At 40.5% G+C, this 21,186-nt stretch carries 21 protein-coding genes; 14 read left to right on the forward strand and 7 right to left on the reverse strand.

Annotated elements, in window-relative coordinates:
• Positions 1 to 270: 270 nt before the first annotated feature.
• On the forward strand, positions 271 to 1,503 hold the full coding sequence (locus PAT01_RS13950) for a Vgb family protein (RefSeq protein WP_154945658.1): 1,233 nt from the start codon (positions 271 to 273) through the stop codon (positions 1,501 to 1,503).
• Between the two features lie 212 nt (positions 1,504 to 1,715).
• On the forward strand, positions 1,716 to 2,210 hold the full coding sequence (locus tag PAT01_RS13955; RefSeq protein WP_054982822.1) for a hypothetical protein: 495 nt from the start codon (positions 1,716 to 1,718) through the stop codon (positions 2,208 to 2,210).
• Positions 2,211 to 2,298: 88 nt separating this feature from the next.
• Here the strand turns inward: PAT01_RS13955 and PAT01_RS13960 are convergent, their stop codons facing one another.
• Positions 2,299 to 2,544 (reverse strand): DUF4235 domain-containing protein, encoded by a 246-nt coding sequence (locus PAT01_RS13960; RefSeq protein ID WP_004587585.1) that lies wholly within the window; start codon positions 2,542 to 2,544, stop codon positions 2,299 to 2,301.
• A 507-nt stretch (positions 2,545 to 3,051) separates the two neighbouring features.
• On the opposite strand from PAT01_RS13960, the gene sodC reads away from it, so the two are divergent.
• Positions 3,052 to 3,621: a superoxide dismutase family protein gene (sodC, locus tag PAT01_RS13965; protein WP_154945659.1), complete on the forward strand. Its 570-nt coding sequence runs from the start codon at positions 3,052 to 3,054 to the stop codon at positions 3,619 to 3,621.
• A 14-nt stretch (positions 3,622 to 3,635) separates the two neighbouring features.
• On the forward strand, positions 3,636 to 3,869 hold the full coding sequence (locus PAT01_RS13970; protein WP_121637933.1) for a ChaB family protein: 234 nt from the start codon (positions 3,636 to 3,638) through the stop codon (positions 3,867 to 3,869).
• Positions 3,870 to 3,947: 78 nt separating this feature from the next.
• Here PAT01_RS13970 and PAT01_RS13975 read toward each other — a convergent pair whose 3' ends face one another.
• On the reverse strand, positions 3,948 to 5,276 hold the full coding sequence (locus tag PAT01_RS13975; RefSeq protein ID WP_154945660.1) for a sodium/glutamate symporter: 1,329 nt from the start codon (positions 5,274 to 5,276) through the stop codon (positions 3,948 to 3,950).
• A 311-nt stretch (positions 5,277 to 5,587) separates the two neighbouring features.
• Between PAT01_RS13975 and PAT01_RS13980 the strand changes: the two genes are divergently transcribed.
• From PAT01_RS13980 to PAT01_RS13995, 4 genes are all read left to right on the forward strand, one after another.
• A complete protein-coding gene (locus PAT01_RS13980; protein ID WP_154945661.1) occupies positions 5,588 to 6,178 on the forward strand; it encodes an acyl carrier protein phosphodiesterase in 591 nt (196 codons plus the stop codon).
• A 118-nt stretch (positions 6,179 to 6,296) separates the two neighbouring features.
• Positions 6,297 to 7,106 (forward strand): NERD domain-containing protein, encoded by an 810-nt coding sequence (locus PAT01_RS13985; protein ID WP_154945662.1) that lies wholly within the window; start codon positions 6,297 to 6,299, stop codon positions 7,104 to 7,106.
• A 15-nt stretch (positions 7,107 to 7,121) separates the two neighbouring features.
• Positions 7,122 to 7,763: a hypothetical protein gene (locus PAT01_RS13990; protein WP_154945663.1), complete on the forward strand. Its 642-nt coding sequence runs from the start codon at positions 7,122 to 7,124 to the stop codon at positions 7,761 to 7,763.
• A 63-nt stretch (positions 7,764 to 7,826) separates the two neighbouring features.
• Entirely contained in the window at positions 7,827 to 8,504 is a 678-nt protein-coding gene (locus PAT01_RS13995; protein ID WP_154945664.1) for a glutathione S-transferase family protein, read from the forward strand.
• A gap of 66 nt (positions 8,505 to 8,570) precedes the next feature.
• Here PAT01_RS13995 and PAT01_RS14000 read toward each other — a convergent pair whose 3' ends face one another.
• On the reverse strand, positions 8,571 to 9,719 hold the full coding sequence (locus PAT01_RS14000; RefSeq protein WP_154945665.1) for a hypothetical protein: 1,149 nt from the start codon (positions 9,717 to 9,719) through the stop codon (positions 8,571 to 8,573).
• 206 nt (positions 9,720 to 9,925) lie between these two features.
• On the opposite strand from PAT01_RS14000, the gene PAT01_RS14005 reads away from it, so the two are divergent.
• Positions 9,926 to 11,293, forward strand: a complete 1,368-nt coding sequence (locus PAT01_RS14005; protein WP_154945666.1) for an alkaline phosphatase PhoX — start codon at positions 9,926 to 9,928, stop codon at positions 11,291 to 11,293.
• A gap of 245 nt (positions 11,294 to 11,538) precedes the next feature.
• Here the strand turns inward: PAT01_RS14005 and dps are convergent, their stop codons facing one another.
• Complete coding sequence (gene dps / locus PAT01_RS14010; RefSeq protein ID WP_004587573.1) at positions 11,539 to 12,054, reverse strand: DNA starvation/stationary phase protection protein Dps; 516 nt, start codon at positions 12,052 to 12,054, stop codon at positions 11,539 to 11,541.
• A 610-nt stretch (positions 12,055 to 12,664) separates the two neighbouring features.
• Here dps and PAT01_RS14015 point away from each other — a divergent pair.
• Entirely contained in the window at positions 12,665 to 13,444 is a 780-nt protein-coding gene (locus PAT01_RS14015; RefSeq protein WP_055252763.1) for a nucleoside-binding protein, read from the forward strand.
• 89 nt (positions 13,445 to 13,533) lie between these two features.
• On the opposite strand, the gene PAT01_RS14020 is transcribed toward PAT01_RS14015, so the two are convergent.
• Positions 13,534 to 14,313 carry a DUF2189 domain-containing protein gene (locus tag PAT01_RS14020; RefSeq protein ID WP_126008131.1) on the reverse strand — a complete coding sequence of 260 codons (780 nt, stop codon included), beginning with the start codon at positions 14,311 to 14,313 and terminating at the stop codon, positions 13,534 to 13,536.
• A gap of 256 nt (positions 14,314 to 14,569) precedes the next feature.
• Between PAT01_RS14020 and PAT01_RS14025 the strand changes: the two genes are divergently transcribed.
• From PAT01_RS14025 to PAT01_RS14035, 3 genes are all read left to right on the forward strand, one after another.
• Complete coding sequence (locus tag PAT01_RS14025; RefSeq protein WP_004589490.1) at positions 14,570 to 15,403, forward strand: mechanosensitive ion channel family protein; 834 nt, start codon at positions 14,570 to 14,572, stop codon at positions 15,401 to 15,403.
• A gap of 230 nt (positions 15,404 to 15,633) precedes the next feature.
• Complete coding sequence (locus tag PAT01_RS14030) at positions 15,634 to 17,706, forward strand: catalase (RefSeq protein ID WP_154945667.1); 2,073 nt, start codon at positions 15,634 to 15,636, stop codon at positions 17,704 to 17,706.
• A 107-nt stretch (positions 17,707 to 17,813) separates the two neighbouring features.
• A complete protein-coding gene (locus tag PAT01_RS14035; protein ID WP_054982811.1) occupies positions 17,814 to 18,284 on the forward strand; it encodes a GFA family protein in 471 nt (156 codons plus the stop codon).
• A 65-nt stretch (positions 18,285 to 18,349) separates the two neighbouring features.
• Here the strand turns inward: PAT01_RS14035 and PAT01_RS14040 are convergent, their stop codons facing one another.
• Positions 18,350 to 19,366 (reverse strand): substrate-binding domain-containing protein, encoded by a 1,017-nt coding sequence (locus PAT01_RS14040; RefSeq protein WP_121637923.1) that lies wholly within the window; start codon positions 19,364 to 19,366, stop codon positions 18,350 to 18,352.
• 170 nt (positions 19,367 to 19,536) lie between these two features.
• On the opposite strand from PAT01_RS14040, the gene PAT01_RS14045 reads away from it, so the two are divergent.
• The gene (locus PAT01_RS14045) at positions 19,537 to 20,010 is read left to right on the forward strand and encodes a VOC family protein (RefSeq protein ID WP_004588872.1); all 474 of its coding nucleotides are present in this window, start codon (positions 19,537 to 19,539) and stop codon (positions 20,008 to 20,010) included.
• Positions 20,011 to 20,041: 31 nt separating this feature from the next.
• Here the strand turns inward: PAT01_RS14045 and PAT01_RS14050 are convergent, their stop codons facing one another.
• A complete protein-coding gene (locus PAT01_RS14050; protein WP_138578474.1) occupies positions 20,042 to 20,809 on the reverse strand; it encodes a DUF6515 family protein in 768 nt (255 codons plus the stop codon).
• Positions 20,810 to 21,186 lie beyond the last annotated feature (377 nt).

Raw genomic sequence — 21,186 nt, forward strand, 5'->3', positions numbered from 1 at the left:
GGCGCTTAGCTTGCTAGCGCGTTGGCCGAAAGCACAAACTTTTTGGTTTTACATGTAGAGGGAGTTTGTTTTATTTTTTTAAGCAAGAAAACGTACCTAAATTACTATTACACCCCAAAAAATAATGATTTCCACACCGAAAATAAAAGCGACACTATTCTGCTAAAAGCTAAAAGCTAAAAGCTAAAAGCTAAAAGCTAAAAGCTAAAAGTGCTCATATAGTAAACACTTTCGCCCTATGCTTTAATATTAAAAACAAGGGAGGGCGTTATGCGTAAAAATCGATTTTTATTTAAAAAACACGTTGCGGCTATGGCTGCGCTAGGGATTTTGGTTGCGCCGTTACCTGTATTGAGTAATGAGCCTGGGGTATTAGTTGAGCAGCTTTGTGCCAGTTGCCATAGTTTAAACAACCTTGAGCGCAGTGCGGGTTATAGCCAAGCGGATTGGCAAACACTCATAAGCTATATGGTTGATACCGGCGAGGGTACTGCGCTTAGTAAAGATATTAGCGCGTATTTAGCTAAGCATTACCCTGTTAACACTAAGCGCGAGTCAACGGTGGTTAAAGGCGATTTAAAACTTAGCTTTAAATACTGGCAAGTGCCTACGCTTGGGCAACGCGCTCGCGACCCTGTGCAAGGTAAAAACGGGCTTATTTGGTGGGTTGGCCAGTGGGGCAATATTTTAGGTAGGTTAAACCCTAAAACCGGTGAAATGAAAGAGTACACTTTGCCAAGTGGTACGTATGCGCACAGTGTATCGCTTGATAAAAACCAAACCCCTTGGTTTTTAGGTAATAAAAATGGCACGGTTGGGTATTTAGATTTAAAAACCGAAAAATTTAAAGTGTATAAAATGCCTGATAAAAACGCCCGTGACCCGCATACAGGCGTGTTTGATGATGCGGGTATATTTTGGTTTACCCTGCAGCACAGCAACATGATTGGCAGGCTAAACCCTAAAAGCGGTGATATTAAACTTGCTACTTTACCCACTAAAGGCTCGCGGCCTTATGGTATAAAGCTTGATTCAAACGGGACGCCGTGGGTGTCGTGTAATGGCAGTAACTGTTTGGTTAAAGTTGATAAAAACACCATGGAGCTTAGCGAAATAAAACTCCCAGGTGCTAAAACACATACTAGGCGCCTTGCTATTACGCCTGATGATATGGTGTTTTATGTAAACTCTGGCATGGGTAAACTTGGACGCTATAACCCCAAAAACGGTAAAATAACGCAGTGGGATAACCCCAGCGGCGAAAACAGCCACCCGTATGCCATTGAATATGCCGATAATGCTATTTGGTTTAATGAGTCGGCTAAGCGCCCCGAAACGCTGGTTAGGTTTGATTTAAAAACTCAAACCATGCAAAGCTGGCAAATTCCGAGTAAAGAAGGGGTTTACTCTGGCTTAATTAGGCACATGCGTATGGGCAATAACGGCTTAATTATTCATCAAACGGCTACTAATCAATTAGCCGAAATTACTTGGTCTAAGTAATTGAGTTTATTAACGCGTTATATAGAGCCGCTAAGCGTTAGTGTATTTATTTATGTGGTAGGAGTTTTTTACAACGGTTAGCAATATTTACTGTGTAAATGAAAGCAGTAGTTTGGGTTTATTCTTTAACTTATTGATTAGTAATAATAATTTAAGTGGTTTAGGTTTTGCTTAGTAATAGCTGTATTTTTTAAATAAATAAAGGAGTTATTATGAGCACGGTTATTACTGGGTTATTTGAAAGCGCATCACAAGCAACACTGGCTATTTATAGATTAGAAGCATTAGGTATTAATGAAGCTGATATAAGCATTGTAGCCAATGACTCATACGCAAAGGAAGACTTTGCCTTAGACGAGGGAACCAAAGCGGCTGAAGGCGGCATTGTTGGTGCAGCGTCTGGTGGTATTATTGCTGCAATTGTTGGCGGTTTTACTGCCGTAGGTACCGTGGCAACCGGTGGTACAGGTTTATTAGTAGCAGGCCCACTAGTGGCTGCATTTGCAGCGGGCGGCGCTGGTGCTGCGGTTGGCGGAAGTTTAGGCGCTGCTATTGGGGCGTTTATTCCTGAGCACGAAGTTAAATTTTACGAAGACGCCATTGAGAAAGGCTCTATATTAATTGGTGTTAAGTACAACAGCGATAACAAAAGCGCGATTGAAGAAATACTTAAAAATGCAGGCGCGAGTAGTGTGTCTACCGCGTAAAGCTAATTAGTTTAAAATAATAAAAAAGGTGAAACTTAGTTTCACCTTTTTTTATGCTTTTTTACGTTGCACTTTAGTAGCTATTAGCTTACTTAGATTTACGTTTGTCGAGCACATAATGTACGGCCATTCTTGCCACGCCTGCACCAATGCCAGATACCACCGCCCATGTAACGGCTTCTTTAAGATCTGTATGCTCGCTTGGCTTGTCTTTTGGGGCGGGCTCGTTGGTTACCTTTTCCCACGACTTTTGTAAACTTTTTCTGGTTAGCATGCCAGCTGATGCGGCGGCTAGGCCTATACCTAGTGTTTTAATTAGTTGCTTGTTACTCATAATTCCCTCGATTGTTTAATAGCGATAGGGTCATCTATAACCCTTTTAATAACACTAGTATGTTCAGCAATTAGTATACCGATAGCGCAGCAGGCGTGGTGAGCATGGTTTATTTTATCGTTTGCATAGGCGCGTATTTTGATTAAACGCGCTGTGCTATTGGCTTAGCGCGGTATTAGTAAATGCGCTATTAAGCGTTTAAGCTGCTTTTTTACCCGTTTTGAGCGGTACTTAGTATTAGGCGGGTGGGCGTGTTAAGCCTGTAAAGTTGTCATTTCTTTTGTAAATTTGCCCTAGTTTTTGTGCAGCGTTTAAGCAAAAACACGCAGTAAATTTTAAGTATGTGTAGTGGTTAATTATCTAGTCTTGTTTATTTTATTTTTAATCAATGCGTTACGTTTAGCGCAGGTGAAATTTTTTGCCTACAGTGAGCTTGGTATAGAGATTGTACCTAATAACTGAGCAGTCGCGTTATTTACAAAACAGATACTACATAAGGAGAGCACGATGAATTGTTTACAGTTTGATTCAACCGCTAAAAAAAGCGTAGCACGTATTTTTAAACCAGCTTGCGCCATATTAATTACCGCTGCAATGCTACAAAATAGCGCATTGGCGAATGTAGATGTTGATATGCATGCAGTAAGTAAGTCGGGGCAAGGTGAGTTACTTGGCACCGTTACACTGACAGAAAATGAGCACGGGGTGGTATTTACCCCAGCGCTTAAAGGCTTAACGCCTGGGAAGCATGGATTTCATGTTCATCAATATGCTAGCTGCGAGCCAAAGCAAAAAAACGGTAAAGTTGTACCTGCCGGTGCTGCTGGTGGACACTTTGATCCTAACAGCGCTAAACACCATGATGAACCGTGGAGTAATGGCCACCTAGGCGATTTACCTGCGTTATTTGTAAATGAGCGCGGCGAAGCTAAATCGCCTGTTTTAGCGCCAAGGCTCAAGCTTGAGCAGCTTAAACAACACGCAGTGATGATCCACAAAGGGGGCGACAATTATGCCGACGAACCCAAGAAATTAGGTGGTGGCGGTAAACGTGTTGCGTGCGGCGTAATTAAGTAATACGGAGATTATTTATGCCTTATCAAAACACAAACGAGTTACCGGATTCGGTAAAAAGTAACTTACCTAAACATGCCCAAGAGATATATCAAGAGGCGTTTAATAGCGCGTGGGATACCTACGAGGACCCAAGCGATAGAAAAAACGACGACGACCGCGAAACCACAGCGCATAAAGTGGCTTGGTCTGCGGTTAAAAATAGCTACAGTAAAAATGATAATGGAAATTGGGTTAAGTCGAATAATTAGTTACTGGTACAAGTAAAAAACCAATGCATAAAAAAGCCGCTACAAAAGTTGTAGCGGCTTTTTTATAGCGCAATTAGGCTACTCGCTTTTGTGTTTGCGGCGTTTATAAAAGGCAAAACCACCCACTACACAGGCTAATATAACCGCCATAATAATAGTAAATGCCCACGGCCCAAAATTAGCAATGGCAGGAAGTGCAAGGGCAGTAACAATACCGCCGCCAACCACAGGCTCATAAAGTGGTTGTTTGTAACTAAAGGGGCGAATATGCTCGCTTGGGTTTGAGGTAGCCTGTTTTAGCATTAACAGCCCAACTGCCGTAGTGCCCATAGATTGCCCAAGCTCGCCAATTCCTCTCACTTTCCAATCTTTTGGGAAAAACCACCCACCAAAGAAAAAGTAAATAGCTGCGCTATAGGCAACCCCCACTGCGCCTAAAATTAAAATACTTTGCCAATATTTAGCAAGTACCGATAAGTTAAGCGCACCCAGTGCGGCAATTATTAGTAAATCGAGGGAGAGGTTAGAAAGCAGATTTATTTGATAGTGACTAATTAAGTTACCCATGCCTGATTTATTAAGCACTATTTGCACCACTAAACCCACCATCATCGCAATGGGGAATAAAGGCATGTACTCAAGTATTTTTACCGATGAATCGGCAAAAAGGTTTTTTTCGGCTACTTGTAAGCCACTAAGAATAAGCCAAGCAACAATAACAACCGTGCCTAAAACAGCAAAGTGCAGGCCAAACGGGCGGTCTTTTACCTCTACTTTTTCGTCGTGGCTAATTTCAAGTTCTTGGTCGCCCCCATCGGTGCGGTTAGACATAATAGTCCCTAATACGATGGCGCTTATAAGGCCTATTGTTGCTATACCTAACCCCAAGTCCATACCTTTTGCAAAATCGATACTTTCAAAAGTGGATTGCAGGCCAGCTACGGTGCCATGCCCGCCCTGAAATCCCACCGCAATGAGTGCGCCGGCAACTTCGTTGGTATCAAATAAAGGGGCAAGTACTAATAATGCCGTGATCATACCCACCACATATTGGCCTATGGCAATGCTGTAGCCAAAGCTTAAATTGGGTAGGCTTTGGTTTAGCGATTGTTTAATTGTAGGTATTTTTTTACCTAAAAATAAACCTGCAAACACCACTACAATTAAATACCCAGGTAACTCCTTCCATATGTTTGTGACCTTTTCATCTATCCATAAATTAGTGCCTTGGATCGACAAATTAATATGCTCACCAAGTAATTGTGGCCCTAATAAAAGAGCCAATACACCAGCAATTAACGATGAGGGCACAATTAAGCCCCTTAAAAATGTGTACTTAATTAAATTACCTAGCGTTAAAAAAAAGGCCAGTAGTAGTAACGACTTAAAAAATATAGCTATATCCATAACTGATTTAACCTATGTTTTATGCTCCTTTAAACTACTCACTAATAAAAAGAGCTATATATGTTTGAGTGCTAAATACGCTAAGTAGCAATATATATTCCAGCGATTTTTAAATTTTAAGTAATTGATAATTCTATTTTAAATATTTAATGTTGAATTGAGTGCAACGGCCTTACAGAGTATTTGTATAATTTTCAAACTAAAGTGTTAGGTAAATACACAGAGAGTGCGTTAAACACTCGTGTGAGTTTCGCTTAAATGTGCGTTACTATTTGGCAAAATTAAGTTTGTTTAAACCCATTGGGATTACGTTGAATTATTTAGCTCACCTTTACTTAGCAAAGCCTACAGCCGATTCACACTTTGGCAATTTATTAGGTGATTTTGGTGGACGCAGGCACGCAGAATACCTGCCCAATAGCGTTAAAAGCGCGCTAGAAAACCATTACTTAGTGGATAAATTTACCGACTCACACGCTTTAGTAAAAACCACTAAGCAGTACTTTTCGCCCAAGCGAAAGCGCTTTGCCGGCGTAGCGATTGACGTGCTGTTTGATCACTTTTTAATTAGGCATTGGCAGCAATTTAACAAACATCCTTTAAATGATTTTAAACGCAGCAGCTACGCACTTTTAAATGAGCGCATAGCGGTTATGCCACCGCGCATGCAGCATGTTGTAACCAGCATGACTACAAACGATTGGTTTAAAGAATACGAAACTATAGAAGGGGTAGGGCTTGCGCTTGATAACATAGCCAAACGCATTCGTTTTACTAATAACTTTGCAGGTTCCGCTGAGGATATAGCGCAAAACTACCATGAGTTAGAAACGGTGTTTTTAGAATTTTTCCCTGAGTTAATTGAACATGTTAATGAACATGCCTTAGAAAGGGCGTATTAAAAACAATGCTGAAATGTGTTTAGTATTGAACGTGCATTATTACCTGTACTGCTAGTTTATTTTTTAAATTTCGCGGCTCTATTATTGCCATTTGTATAGCTTAAAGGATTAACTAAATATGGATTTTTCTACGATTTTGGTCACGTTATTAGGCCAGCTTTGGTATTTTATACCGCTGTTTATTTGTATTGGGGTTTTTAAAACACCTTGGTTTAAAGGAGCGATGGGAGAGTGGCAAGTTAATGTGCTAATTAAACTGTTTTTAAATAAGGCAGATTACACATTAATTAAAAATGTGACACTGCCTACTTTTGAAAACGGCATTGAAAATGGCACTACGCAAATTGATCATATTATTGTGTCTGAGTTTGGTGTGTTTGTGGTGGAAACTAAAAACATGAAAGGTTGGATTTTTGGTTCAGCGAATCAAAAAATGTGGACACAAAAAATTTTTAAACACTCATCAAAATTTCAAAACCCCCTGCATCAAAACTACAAGCATTTAAAAACACTTGAGTCGTGTTTAGGTATAAACAGTAGCGCATTATTTTCGGTTATTATTTTTATTGGCGACAGCACATTTAAAACTAAACTACCTGAAAATGTTAGATTTGCACGCGGCGGTATTGAGTACATTAAAAGTAAAACCGAGCGAGTACTTAGTGCTAATACTAAAAACGATATAGTAAATACAATTGAAAGAGGAAAATTAAAACCAAGTTTTAAAACAAATCGCCAACATGTAAGCCATGTAAAAACGATTATTGAACAAAAGCAGGCGCCAAAAAAAGAACGCTCAGAAACTCAGATATGCTCACGTTGCGGTGAGAAAATGGTACTACGTAAAGCAAAGAAAGGTACTAATATAGGAAATACGTTCTTTGGCTGTAGTGCATTCCCTAAATGTAGAAATAGTGTTGAGATTTAAAAGGAAGTAGATTTTATGCCTGATGTAACGGCATTGTTTTATATAGCTATTATGGCTTTTTATTTATTACACAAAAACGAAGAAGCCAAAATATTAGTCCCCGTAATTGGCTTTGCAGCAATCCCCCTTTTTAGTAACGATTACTGGCAATGGTTTCAGCTCAGTGCGGCACTGAGTGTTGTGGTTATAGTGATAGAAAAAGAGAAAGCAGGGTATACAGGCGGCGGTGCTGTTTCGGCATTTGCTGCATTTTTTATCGGCGCTTTATTAGTTAGTATTTTTATACACGCGACTTCGTCTGCGGTTACTAGTTTAAACTCTACAAGCTTTAATTTTAAACATCCACTAAGTTACGCGTGGCCTAGGCATATTGTAATTTTATATGCGTCTGCGTTTGTATCTGCCTTACTGGGTGTATTGTTTAATGTTCGTATGCCTGTAGCTTTTTATGGCGCATTAATTATTGCGTGTTTACTTGCTGTTTTACCTCACTTTTGTGACTCTTTTTTATATGGCTTAGCATTAAGTGTAATAATTATTGTAGTTACTTTTGCCGTGGCATTTATTAAAAAGGCACAAGAAGAAGCACGCTTTATATTTGCTTATATTGGTGCAGGGTTAATACAAGTGAGCTGTTTGGTTAAGTACTTTAGCTAACTATTTTTTGAACGACTGCTCAAGTTGTGGTTTAATCGTAGCTACCACTTTTAGGAGCGTTTTATGATCAAATTTTATTTTCACCATACACCTAACCCAATGAAGGTTGCTTTGTTTTTAGAAGAAACAGGGCTGCCGTTTGAACTTGTGCCACTTGATACCTTAAAAGGTGAGCAACACACACCTGAGTTTAAAGCCATCAATCCTAACGCAAAAGCACCTGCCATTGTTGATGGTGAAACTCGTGTGTTTGATTCGAACGCTATATTAATGTACCTAAGTGAAAAACACGGTAAGTTAGCAGGTAAGGTAGAGAATCGCGCCGAAATGCTTTCATGGTTAATGTTTATAGCATCTGGCCTTGGGCCGTATTCGGGGCAAAGTGTACACTTTAGACACATGGCACCTGAAGGGCTTGATTACGCCGTTAACCGCTACTTGCGTGAGGCGCAGCGCCATTACGAAGTGCTTGATGCACACCTTGAAGGTCGCGACTTTATAGTGGGTGATGAATACACCATTGCTGATGTATCTGCTTGGGGTTGGATTGATAAAGCGCCAGTAGTACTTGGTGAAGAAGGCCTAACGCCATACCCTAATTTAAAGCGTTGGTTTGAAAGCATTGATAGCCGCCCAGCGGTTGCGCGTGCACGCAAAATTGGCACCGATGTCGCCTTTAAAAAAGAGTTTGATGAAGAAGCCAAACGTGCGTTTTTCCCATCTAACTACCCGAAGAGCTAACGCGCAAAAGTAAAAAAGGGCAATTAATATTGCCCTTTTTTTATGTATATTAATTACTTAGCTTTATTATAATGCCACTAAGCTTTGCGTGAGCATTGCTTTAATTTGTTTAACTATGTTGGCTTCTGTTTCTGGTTCAAATTGTTGAATACGCGGGGTATGGATATGCCCAGTAGGAATGCTCGAATTTAGCGCGTCACGCAGTCGAATACTACGATACGATATTTCGTTAGACAAATAACCCCCCCCGCCGCCATTTACTGCAACACTGTTTTTAAGCGCGCCGTACGAGCCCGCTTTAAAGGTTTTATCGAGTGTAGTTACTTCGCGGTTGTCGATTACTTTATATGGGCCTTTGGCGTTTTGCATGGCGCTTACTGGTAGGCTAAATTTTACAAATTCATTACCAGGTAATGGGCGGCCATTTAGCTTGGGTATAACAGGGCTTGTTTGCGTACCGCCGTAGACAATATTAGCGTTATCTGGCGCGGTTACGCTGCGGCGTTTACCAGGAAAGTGCTCTAAATCAAACTCGGTTCTGCCCATACTAACCGTTACAACCATGTCGACGTTGTTAAGTGCATAGTAGGGGGCAAGGAGTGATTCTATTATACCTTGGTCAAAGTCTTCGTAGCGTACTGGTACCATAACCGTGTTAATTTCGGCGCTAACGCCATTGTAATTAATAACTTGGCCGTCGAGTAACAATGCGGCGACCCCTGATGGGTTGCTTTGGTTGATATTTTTGTCGAGTAAAAAAGGGTCAAATCCGGTAAGTATAATTTTTTTATCACTGCCTGATGAAAAAGCTAAATCGGTGCGGCCTCGGCTGCCCTCTTCAAGCATGCTTAGCAGCGTATTTATTTGCGCGTCAGATAGCTCAACGTTAGCTGCGGTTGTACGTATTACTTTGCTTGAAAGCAAGCGCGCCCAGTAAAGTGCTCGGTCGTCGTAATTGTTAGTTTTAATAATGCGTTGCTTAGCGCTTTCCCACAGCTCAAAACTATAGGTTTGAATGAGCTGCTTTGCCTCTTTAAAGTTATTGAGCGCTTTAAACTGTTGCTCAAAGGTGGTTACTTCTTTATTAAAGGCGTTTAACACAGTGGGCATAGCTGTTTGTGCCTTGCTGATGCGTTGTTCTTCAACGGTGAGTGGATTACTTAAAGCTGCGAATGAAGAGGCAATTAAGCTGGTTGCTAGTAATACTTTGATCATGATACTCCTAATTAAGCCGTTGTTATTTGAGTAACTTACTATCCTACTATTAAACAGTGAGGGCAATTATTTAAAGTTGAATTAACTGATATCTGGTACGGATGGAATGTTACATTATTACATTTTGATGAATTTAGCAAAGCGCCGCACTTCTAGCGGGTTATTTCCTTTACTATAGATTTAATAAAAAACACGGGAATAAAATAATGGTTTCTAGAAGAGAGTTTTTATTTAGTGCAGGCTCGCTTGCGTTTATTGGCTTATCGCGCAGCGCAATGGGTAACGTTGCTTTACCTGAAGTAACAACAAAGTTACCTGCTTATGGCCCATTAATAGCCGACCCTCAGGCCTTATTAGATTTACCTAAAGGCTTTAGTTATCGGGTTATATCGGCACTTGGCGATAAAATGGATGATGGTTTAGACGTACCCGACCGTGCCGATGGCATGGGTTGTATTGCATTAGATAACGAACGCGTAGCCCTTATACGTAACCATGAGTTACAGCCTAAACACATTAATAATGCATCTGATTTAATTAGTAATCACAAAACCCCCTTAGCCTATGATTCATTTAAAAATGGTGTAGCTTTGCCTGGGGGCACTAGCCATATAATTTATAACTTAAAAGAGCAAAAACGCGAGCAAGAGTATTTATCGCTGTGTGGCACAATAAGAAACTGCTCAGGTGGTGTAACGCCATGGGGCAGTTGGCTAACCTGCGAAGAAACCGTTATGGATAAAAGCGATGGCTTGTCTCAATCTCACGGTTACATTTTTGAGGTACCAGCCAGCGCCAAAGGCTTAATTAAGCCTGAGCCATTATATGATATGGGCCGCTTTAATCATGAAGCCGCCGCAATAGACCCACAAACTGGCATTGTTTATTTAACTGAAGATAGAGGCGATAGTTTGTTTTATCGGTTTATTCCTCATCATCGCGGTAAGTTAAATAAAGGCGGCACATTGCAAGCGATGGTAATTAAAAACCAGCCTCAGTTTGATAGCCGAAATTGGGATTCACCGGCCATGCCACTACACAGCGACCTTTTAGTTGAATGGATAACGCTCACAAACCCTAAAAGCCCAAATGATGACCTACGTAAGCAAGGTTATAAAAAAGGTGCAGCCTTATTTGCACGAGGAGAGGGAATACATTGGGGTAAAAATGAGCTTTATTTTTGCTGTACTAATGGGGGCAAAAAGCAGTTAGGTCAGGTAATGAAGTACACACCTTCAAAAAACGAAGGCACTGAGTTAGAGCAAAATGAGCCTGGTAAAATACAACTATTTGTAGAAAGTACAAACGAGTCGTTATACAACTTTGGTGATAATTTAACGGTAGCACCTAACGGGCATTTAATTGTATGTGAGGATCAATACACAGATACGGTGAATAACCATTTACGCGGGGTAACACCTAAAGGAGAGGTGTATAACTTTGCTAAATTGCATGCGCAAACAGAGCTTGCTGGGGCGTGTTTTTCACCTGACGGGCAAACCTTGTTTGTAAATGTATACATGCCAACTAAAACGTTGGCTATTACTGGTCCTTGGGATAGTTTTAAGCTTTAAAGTGGTAAAAAATACAAACGCTTAGCATGGCTAGGCGTTTGTATTTTAACAATCCTTGTAGGTTTACCAAATCCGTTAGCAAGCTTTAGTCATCCTTGGTGCATTTACTACATCCTTTATGTAATAAGCAACGGGTCCTTGTAGTTTGCACTTCATCCTGTACCTACTTATGTAACGTCTCCTTGTATCTTTATTAGTCCTTTAACTCTTATTAACATTCCTTGTATGGCAAAGTGGGTAATAAATTAATGATTTAGTTTACCTGCAGACGATTCAATGTGTGCACGTACAAACCATTGAAACTGCTCTAAGTCACCTAGCTGGCTGGTGATCATATCCTCTGATACTGGGTCTAATTCAGACAGCGTGCCAATGGCTTTGCGGTGGTCGGCGTTTACGCCACTGTATACTTTGTCTAATGCACCTAAATGCTCTACTACAAAGGCTTTACCTAATGAGTATTCTTCCCATGTGCGGCGATCTACAATTGACTTAGGTGTACCTTGTGGCGTACCGCCTAATGTAGCAATACGCTCTGCGATGGTGTCGGTCATTTCGCGAATAGCATCCACTTGTGGGTCTAACATTTCATGCACACCAATAAAGCTTGGGCCTACTACATTCCAGTGAATATGCTTTAAAGTAAGTTGTAAGTCTAAAAGCGCTACGAGTCGGTTATCGAGTGTTTCAATTGTTTTTTTTGCTGATTCGTTATCCATACCTGGGGCTGTAAATTCAATTGGGTGTTGTGAGTTACTCATAATGTCTCCCGTTGTGTAATTTGTTGTATGTAGCCATTGCTACCATTTAACTTGCAATACATTAAGCAAAGCCTATGCCTACCAAGTTTATTTGTTTAAGTTATTGATATTTAATGTTTTGTTTTTACTTGGGTACGTAAGGTTAAAAAGGGAGAGGCGTAGAATATGAATTTTATGCACTTATTTTTGTAAATTGTGCACAGTAGTAAAAAAGCTGTGGCTGTTTATCGATTGAGTTGAAATTTGTTTATGCTCAATAAGGCATAGTCTGTGTAATACAGCGACCTAATGTGCTTAGTCTTACAATTCACGCCGTTATTAAATTGCCTTTAAAGCTCACCTTAATATTGCATGCGCTACAATCTCTAAATAAAACCCGGTAAATAAGCTAAGCAAGGGTATAAAAATATAAAGGTGCTTATTTATTACCTGCGTAATGATTAATTCAGGTGTTTTATACAGGGCTAACGCTGCTCTTTTAAAGCCGCGCTACTGGGCTTTACTGCTTAGATTTTAAAAATCAGCCTTTGTACTTATTTAATCTCTTTAGTTGGTGAATGCTCACTGATATACTCCCGCCGCATTTTAATTGGGGTTATGTAAATAAATCATGAATTTTTTAAAAACACTGTTTACAACATCTATACTGCTTTTGTCTCACTCAGCACTAGCAGAAAATTGGAGCGTCACACAGCTTCACACAAATTTTGGCGATGCCTTAAATCCCTTTACCGGGGAGTCGTCATTTACACGCACCTACACCATAGAGCATGCCTCAGAGCATGACTTAGGTGATAACTACTTTTTTATCGACTTTTTAAACGACAGCCTTAGTGATGGTTTTCAAGATACGGGTATATATGGCGAGTGGTACACAACACTTAGCTTATCAAAAGCCTTTGATACCTCTGTGCGTTATGGTGCAATAAAAGACACAGGTTTAGTGTTTGGTATAAACGCCGGTGAAGAGGGGTTAATGAAATATACCCCAGGCATCAAGCTCAGCTGGGATGCCCCAGGCTTTGATTTTTTAACAACTACTTTTGCAGGTTATATTGATGCCAACGGCGGCGTGCAAAAAGATCAGCTAGCCAAGCAAGACAACAGCATTTTTATAGACCTTGCATGGGGTGCACCTTTTACACTAGCTAGCCAAGCATTTTATTTTACCGGCCACGTAGAATATATTTCTGGGCGTGATGACGAACTAGGCAATAAAGTTAATGAGTGGTTGCTTGCTCAACCCGCTGTGCATTGGGATGTAGGGCAAAACTTTAATTTAAACCCTCAGCAGTTGATGGTAGGGGTAGAGTGGCGCTATTGGTACAACAAGTTAGGGACTAATAAAATAGAAAACCAGCCCTTTTTACATGCTATTTGGGTATTTTAAGCAAAGCTTGCTTTGCTAGGCTGATAAAAAAATAGCGCCTTTTGGCGCTATTTTTAGTCAGTGTGGTTGGAATTTTAAGTGCTTGGTTGTTACTCATAACCACGAGGTTTTTTGGTTTTAATAACTGCAATATAAGCATGCCAACTGGCGTAACTAAGCAAAGGCATAATTACAATAAAGCCCGTGGCGCCGGTAGCAAAACCAACAGCTACCAATACAAATATACAAATTGACCATACCACCATAGCGGCAAAGTTAGTTTTTACAGCGTTCATAGAGCTGATTACAGCGGTCATAATATCTACTCGTCGCTCCATCATTATTTGTGGAGCAAAAGCAGAAAGCGAAAATACAGTCACCAGTAATACCCCTCCTATTATGCTGCCTAACGTTAAAAACGCCGATAACTCTTCAAAGGTGGGATTGGCGTGGCTAGGATATAAAGCATGCACAAGCGCGGCTAAACGCATCCAAGCAATCATGATAACCATTAGCATTATTGCAAAGCCCCATTCGCCTACTGGGTTTCTAAACATCGACTTTATAGAGTGGCTAAGTGTGGGTTTATGGCCTTTTTCAAGCTCCCATGCTACATCGTAAAGGCCTGCCGCGAAGGCTGGGCCTATTAATGCAAACGCCACGGTTGCAGGCAGTATTACTAAATATGTACCTGTAAACATTGCCCAGTAAACAATAGCAACAGGAATAAGGGTAAATATTACCCCGTAAATAAGGCTCAATATGGGCGCACGGGTCATGTCTTTAAATGCCAGTGCTAGCCAGTGAAAAGCCGCAAATGTGTTTACCTTATTGCATTCAATGCAGCGGGCAAATTCAGAGTGTTTATTAATCGTATTTGTTGTTGGCATAACAACGCTCCTTAACAAGGTGTCTCTTAAAGGTTTAGAACACATTGGCTTTATTTACAAATTGAACAATATATACGCAATAAAAAATATTTTCGGTCAATTTATGTACTGATTTGTTTTTGTAACTGTTATTGGTGATAAAAATGAAAGGCGAATACAGCGAATAAGTAAAAATTCGTAATTTAGTTAATAAAAAGTTAATATAAAGTGTTTAATGTGATTTTATATTTACAACCAGTCTAACAGGAACAATAAAATGGACGAGATAATAAATAATATTGATGTAAATCAGTATTTGCCGGCAGCAGTAATGTGGGCAACAAATATTCTAATGGCAATTGTTATATTACTAATAGGCTTATGGCTTGCGGGTAAAGTGCGTAATATGATTATTAGTTTATGCCATAAATACACTCACTTTGATGACACGCTGTTTCGCTTTTTAGGAAGTATGGCGCGCTATGTTATTTTAGCGTTTGTATTTATTGCCGTGTTAAACCGCTTTGGTGTGCAAACAGCTTCAATAATTGCGCTATTAGGTGCGGCAGGTTTAGCTATTGGGTTAGCGCTGCAAGGTGCTATGTCTAACTTAGCTGCAGGTGTAATGTTACTTATATTTAGACCTTACAAAGTAAACGACTTTATTGAAGCCGCAGGGCGCTTTGGTAAAGTTACCGAGGTTGATATGTTTACAACTATTTTGCAAACGTTCGATAATCAGCAAGTTATTATCCCAAATAGCCAAATTTGGGGAGCGCAAATTATTAATCACTCGCATCATCCTATTCGCGGCGTAGATATGCACTTTGGTGTGGCATACGATGAAAACACCGACGCTGTTCGCAAAGTTATTGATAGCGTGCTTGAGGCTCACCCACACATACTAAAAGACCCAGCTCCTTTTGTTGAAGTAGAAACACTAAACAACAGCTCGGTAGACTTTTTAGTAAGACCTTTTTGTAAAGGCGAGCACTACTTCGAAATTTTATACACGGTGCCAGAGCTGATTAAAAAAGCCCTTGATGAAAACAATATCGAAATTCCATTCCCACATCGTAAAGTTATTTTAGTTAACGAGAATAAAGATTAAGGCTTAAGCCTAAGAGCACTTTATAAGTGCTCTTTTTTTGTCTGAAAAAGTTACACGCCTGTGTAATTTTTTCTTTTATAAATTACCTCAAATACTACTTTTTTGTCTGTACAGCCCTTTTTTACTAGGTTGGATGGCTGGTCTTTATTTTGCATTTGCATAGTCGCTTTTAGTTTTAAAGCTCATAAAAACTATCGACCCATTAAATCAAATTGTATGAAGGACTAAACATGGCTGAATCATTTAAATACTCAGGCAATAAAGGGCATGGTGGCGAATTACATCAAAAGGCTTCTGATGAATACCCAACGATGACCACCGCGCAAGGGTGCCCTGTTAGCGACGATCAAAACTCATTACGTGCAGGCAAGCGCGGCCCAGGTTTATTAGAAGATCATGTAATGCGCGAAAAGTTGTTTCACTTTGATCACGAACGCATTCCAGAGCGTGTGGTACATGCCAGAGGCTACGGTGCTCATGGTTATTTTGAAACCTACGATACGCTTGAAGATTTAACCTGTGCAGATATTTTTCAGCGCAAAGGCGAAAAAACACCGGTATTTGCACGGTTCTCAACTGTGGCAGGGAATAAAGGGTCTCCCGATTTAGCACGTGATGTTCGCGGGTTTGCTGTTAAATTTTACACCCAAGAAGGAAACTGGGATTTAGTGGGTAACAACATACCTGTATTTTTTATTCAGGATGCAATGAAGTTTCCTGATTTAATTCACTCTGCTAAGGCTGAACCAGACCGTGGTTTTCCACAAGCGCAAACCGCGCACGATAACTTTTGGGACTTTGTAAGTTTATCACCTGAGTCAATTCATATGATTATGTGGGCCATGTCAGATAGAGCTATACCGCGCTCTTTACGCTTTATGGAGGGCTTTGGTGTTCATACCTTTAAATTTATTAATGCAAATGGCGATGAAAAATTTGTTAAGTTTCATTGGAAACCAAAAGCCGGTATGCAGTCAGTAGTGTGGAACGAAGCACTTAAACTTAATGGTGCTGACCCTGATTTTCATCGTCGAGACATGTGGGAATCTATTGGTAAAGGCGACTTCCCAGAGTGGGAGCTAGGTGTGCAAGTGTTTGATCAGCAATTTGCTGATGAATTTGAATTTGATGTTTTTGATGCCACCAAGCTTATACCTGAAGAGCAAGTACCCGTAAAAATTGTGGGCCGCATGGTGCTTGACCGTGTAGTTGATAACTTTTTTGCCGAAACAGAGCAAGTGGCTTTTTGTACACAAAACATTGTACCTGGGCTTGATTTTACACCCGACCCATTACTGCAAGGGCGTAACTTTTCGTATTTAGATACTCAAACCAAACGCTTAGGCGGTCCTAACTTTACGCATATTCCGGTTAATGCGCCTAAATGCCCAATGCGTCATTTTCAACAAGATGGCCACATGGCAATGCATAACCCTAAAGGGCGTGCTAACTACGAGCCAAACTCGTGGAGCGGCGATGAGCATAACCCCCGCGAATGCCCAGTGCATGGCTTTAAAAGCTCAAGCGAGCCAGAAGTAAGCGGTGGAGATAAGCTGCGTTATCGCTCAGAAACATTTAGCGATCATTACAGCCAAGCGCGCCAATTTTACTTAAGCCAAACAGAAGTAGAGCAAGCGCACATTCAATATGCGTTTGTATTTGAGCTTTCAAAAGTAGAGCACGTGCCGATTCGCGAGCGTGTGGTTTCGCACTTATTAAATGTAGATAACACATTAGCGCAAGAAGTTGCAAAAGGCCTGCGTCTGCAAGATATGCCAGAGCCGGCTGAAGCTGCTATGTCAACGCGTAACGATTTACCTGTATCAGATGCGCTAAGTATTTTAAAAAATGCGCCAGATACCTTTAAAGGTCGTAAGTTAGGTATTTTAGTGAGCGATGGCTTTGATGCTGATATTTTTAATTCGGTTACAAATGCCTTAGACGCTGAAGGTGCTAACTACGAAATTGTTGCCGCACAAGTAGGGGGAGCATGTTGCAGTAAAGGTAAGCATGTAGCAGCGGATCAAGTAATCAATGGCGGCCCTTCGGTGCTTTACGATGCGGTGATGGTACTTGCAACGCAAGAGGGCGCTAAGAAGCTTGCTGGTATCCCTGAGGCGAAAGACTTTGTGAGCGATGCGTTCGCGCACATGAAATACATAGGCTACACAAAAGATGCCATGGCATTATTTGAAGCCGCAGGGCTTGATGGTAAAGCCGACGATGGTTGGATAGATTTAAACATGCACTCTGCAGATAAGTTTATTGAAACATTGCGCAATTTAAGATTTTGGCAGCGTTAGAACAAAACGCTTTAGCAAATAAAAACCACACCCTGTAAAGGGTGTGGTTTTTTTATGGCTAACTGGTTATGGTATTAACTCTTAAACAGTAACTAATTGGATTTATTATGAAGCTTAAAGGCGCTTGCCACTGTGGCAAAGTAACGTTTAGTGTGAGCTCTAAACACCCTTATCCTTATAACTTATGTTACTGCTCTATTTGTCGTAAAACGGCCGGCAGTGGCGGGTTTGTTATAAACTTGAACGCACAATACAGCACGCTTGAGGTTACAGGGCGTGAGCATATTACTATTTATCATGCCAAAGTGGGTGATAAAACCAGCCCCGCTGAGCGCCATTTTTGTAAACACTGCAGCAGTAACTTGTGGTTATATGATTCGCGATGGCCTGAGCAAGTTCATCCCTTTGCTGGTGCAATAGACAGCGAATTACCCGTACCGCCAGAGCACACCCATTTAATGCTTGCTAGTAAGGCCAATTGGGTTACCCCGCATATCCAAAAGAATGATAAACAGTTTGATGAATACCCCGATGAAAGCATTGCAGCGTGGCACCAACGCTTAAACTTAGAGCAATAATACGCTGGCTAAAGTGCACTGCGTCGTACTTAAAAGGGCATAACTCCCAGTAACTGGGTAAAATTTTAATGATTAACAGTGCACTGTGAGGCGTTACTTTGTGTACAGTAATGAAAGTCGGTGTAGTAGTGAGATTGCGCAGGCTTTTTATTATATAAAATGTAGTCGTGCATTAGCTTAGTGCTCAAGCGGCCCATTTCAAAAGGGTTTTGCCCTATGTTAGCCGAAGAGAGACCTCTGCTTAACACATTGAGCTGTATTTCTTCTGTATCGGCAGAAACAATAATAATGTCTTTATCGGCAATACGTTGCTTAAAAGGCGCTAAGGCATTTACGTAATGAGGGTTAAATTGTGCAAACCCCGCCACAGCTAAAAAAATGGGTGGGTTGTCCATTTTTAATAAATGCATTAACTGCTTTAGTGACTCTTCGCGCTTACCTAAGCTAAATAAGGGGCAGCGACTATGTTCGCGCCAGCCGTTTTTACCTGATAGGTGCGCTGTCGCTTGATCCGACAGCGCATACCTAACCCCTGCAATACGCTTGTTTAAATTAGGGGTTGTATGGTGCCCCGACTGCATGCAAAGCGTATTATTTGCTTTGTTGGTCAGTTTTTTTACTTGCTCGCCTAAGGCAACGCCAAAGTCGAAGTTGTTACTGCCTACGTAGGCTAGGCGGTACTGTTGGTGTTTTTCTAGCAGGTCAGAATCAAACGTTATAACAGGAATGTTTTTACTTTTAAGCGCCATTAATGAACGAGTGACCAAATGCTGAGAATCGGTTGTTGCTACGATTAACCCATCTATTTCTTGGTCAACTAACCTATTAATGACCATAGATTGGCTACGAATGTCTTGAAAGTCTTTTGGTCCATCGTACTTGCATTCTATTTCAGGGTGCTCATTGCTAAATTGCAAACAGCCTTTAAAGGCTTGCTGATAAAAAGAGTCGTTTTTTGTTTTACCTACAATGGCAATCACAACTTTAGCCACGCTTTGGTGGGCAAATAAAGCACACCAGCTTAAAACTAAATACTTCAGAACTTTATACTTTTTAGCGGCTAGGCTAATTTTAGCTAACATTATAAAAGTCCTAAGCAAATAAAAGTAAGATATATATTACAGCTAGTATAGTTATTGACCACAAATTGGCTAATTTAATTATAGTGACTTAAATGAGTTAACACGTTGAAAGAAGTGTTTTTAACCTATAGGCTAAATACATACACCCATAAAAAATAATGGAGAGCGTTATGACTGTTTCAGCAATTCCCAAAGGGTTTAGTTCGGTAACACCGTACTTAATTATAGAAGGTGCTCAGCAAGCTATTTGTTTTTATCGTGATGCATTTAATGCGCAGTTAGTAATGCAAATGCCGCTACCAGAGGGCGGTATAGCCCATGCTGAAATTATAATTGGCGACTCCCATATTATGATTTCGGACTCATGCCCGGACGAGTCATTTAAAAGCCCCAATGCACTTGGTGGCACACCGGTAAGTTTAATGCTTTACGTAGAAGATGTAGACAGCGTATTTAAAAAGGCAATTGAACTTGGCGCTACAGAAGTACGCCCAGTGCACGACCAGTTTTACGGTGATAGAGCCGGCACCCTACAAGACCCATTCGGGCATATTTGGACCATAGGCACCCATAAAGAAGATTTAAGTGAGCAAGAAATTAACCAACGAATGGCCGACTTAATGTCAAAAGAGCAAGATGCTTAGCGCAACTTGCCCTGCGTTTGAGCTAAATTGTTTACCCTAAATTTATCGCTAAATATTTTATTTCGTCACCGTTTATTTGCGGTAAAAAATAAATATCTTGGTACTTAAAATATTGTTGATCGTTAATCGTGACTGCCTCTGCCGAAATAGGGAGGGTGTCGTAGGTTTGCCCTAAATCATAATTTTTAGCACTGCCTACCTTAATAGCCTGATTAACTACTATTTTAGGCTCATCAACTACTCTATAGCCATTATTATCTGCCACGTAATATACATTTTGGTAGGCATAGTAAGTGGTATTATGGCGTTTAAAGTGTGAATAATGCCTTGGTAGAGAGCGTATTCTTAAGCCTCTTGGTGGCTTAACTACGTGGTAGCCTCTTTTTGCTTTTCTGTAGTAAATACCATCACTAAATGTAAACGTAATGCCATTAAATCTGATTGAAGCACTATTGCGCGGTAAATGATTAAAATAATGCCCAGGCCGGTAGGTCACTACGTTGTGGCGATTATGTTTAAAATAATTACGAGTGCGTTGCTGCTGTTTGTAATGGGCAACTTTGCGCTTTTGCTCTTTGCGGTGCTCGCGTTTGGCTTGTTTGCGCTCTTTACGGTCGTTTTTTTTATATTCTATACGCTGTTTTTTGTCATCGCGGCGCTCATCTCGTTTGTATTCGATGCGTTTTGCGCGCTCATTATTAAAACTTTTTGCGTGTTCTCGCTCATTGGGTGCTGCATATGCAGCGCCAGATACTGCACTTATGGCAAGTAGAGCAGGGAGTAATTGAGTCAGTTCCATACTAGTGCCTCGTGTATGTTGTTACATAACTGGGTTCAATACTAGCGCTTTAAACTGAATGGTAACTGACATGTAACCGATAACAGGGGCGTGTTTACAGCTTTTTACTAACGTTTACTGTTCTTGACACAAGCCAACGTTTTCTCACATTTTTGACGATTTTAGGAACTTTTATAGGCTATAAGTTGCGTAACTAATTGTTACGGCAAGTGCTTTTAACACTTGCCGTAATTTATAATTAGCCTGAATTATTGGATAATAAATCTATCTCGAGCAGCTATTTTCAGTGCTAACCGCGCTTAATTTATTTGCAATAGGCCAGCTATTGACGCGTAAATTTGCCTTATTTTCACTGAAAGTTTCTGGCTAGAAAATAA

The organism is Pseudoalteromonas atlantica (assembly GCA_007988745.1).
GTDB classification, from domain to species: Bacteria; Pseudomonadota; Gammaproteobacteria; order Enterobacterales; family Alteromonadaceae; genus Pseudoalteromonas; species Pseudoalteromonas atlantica.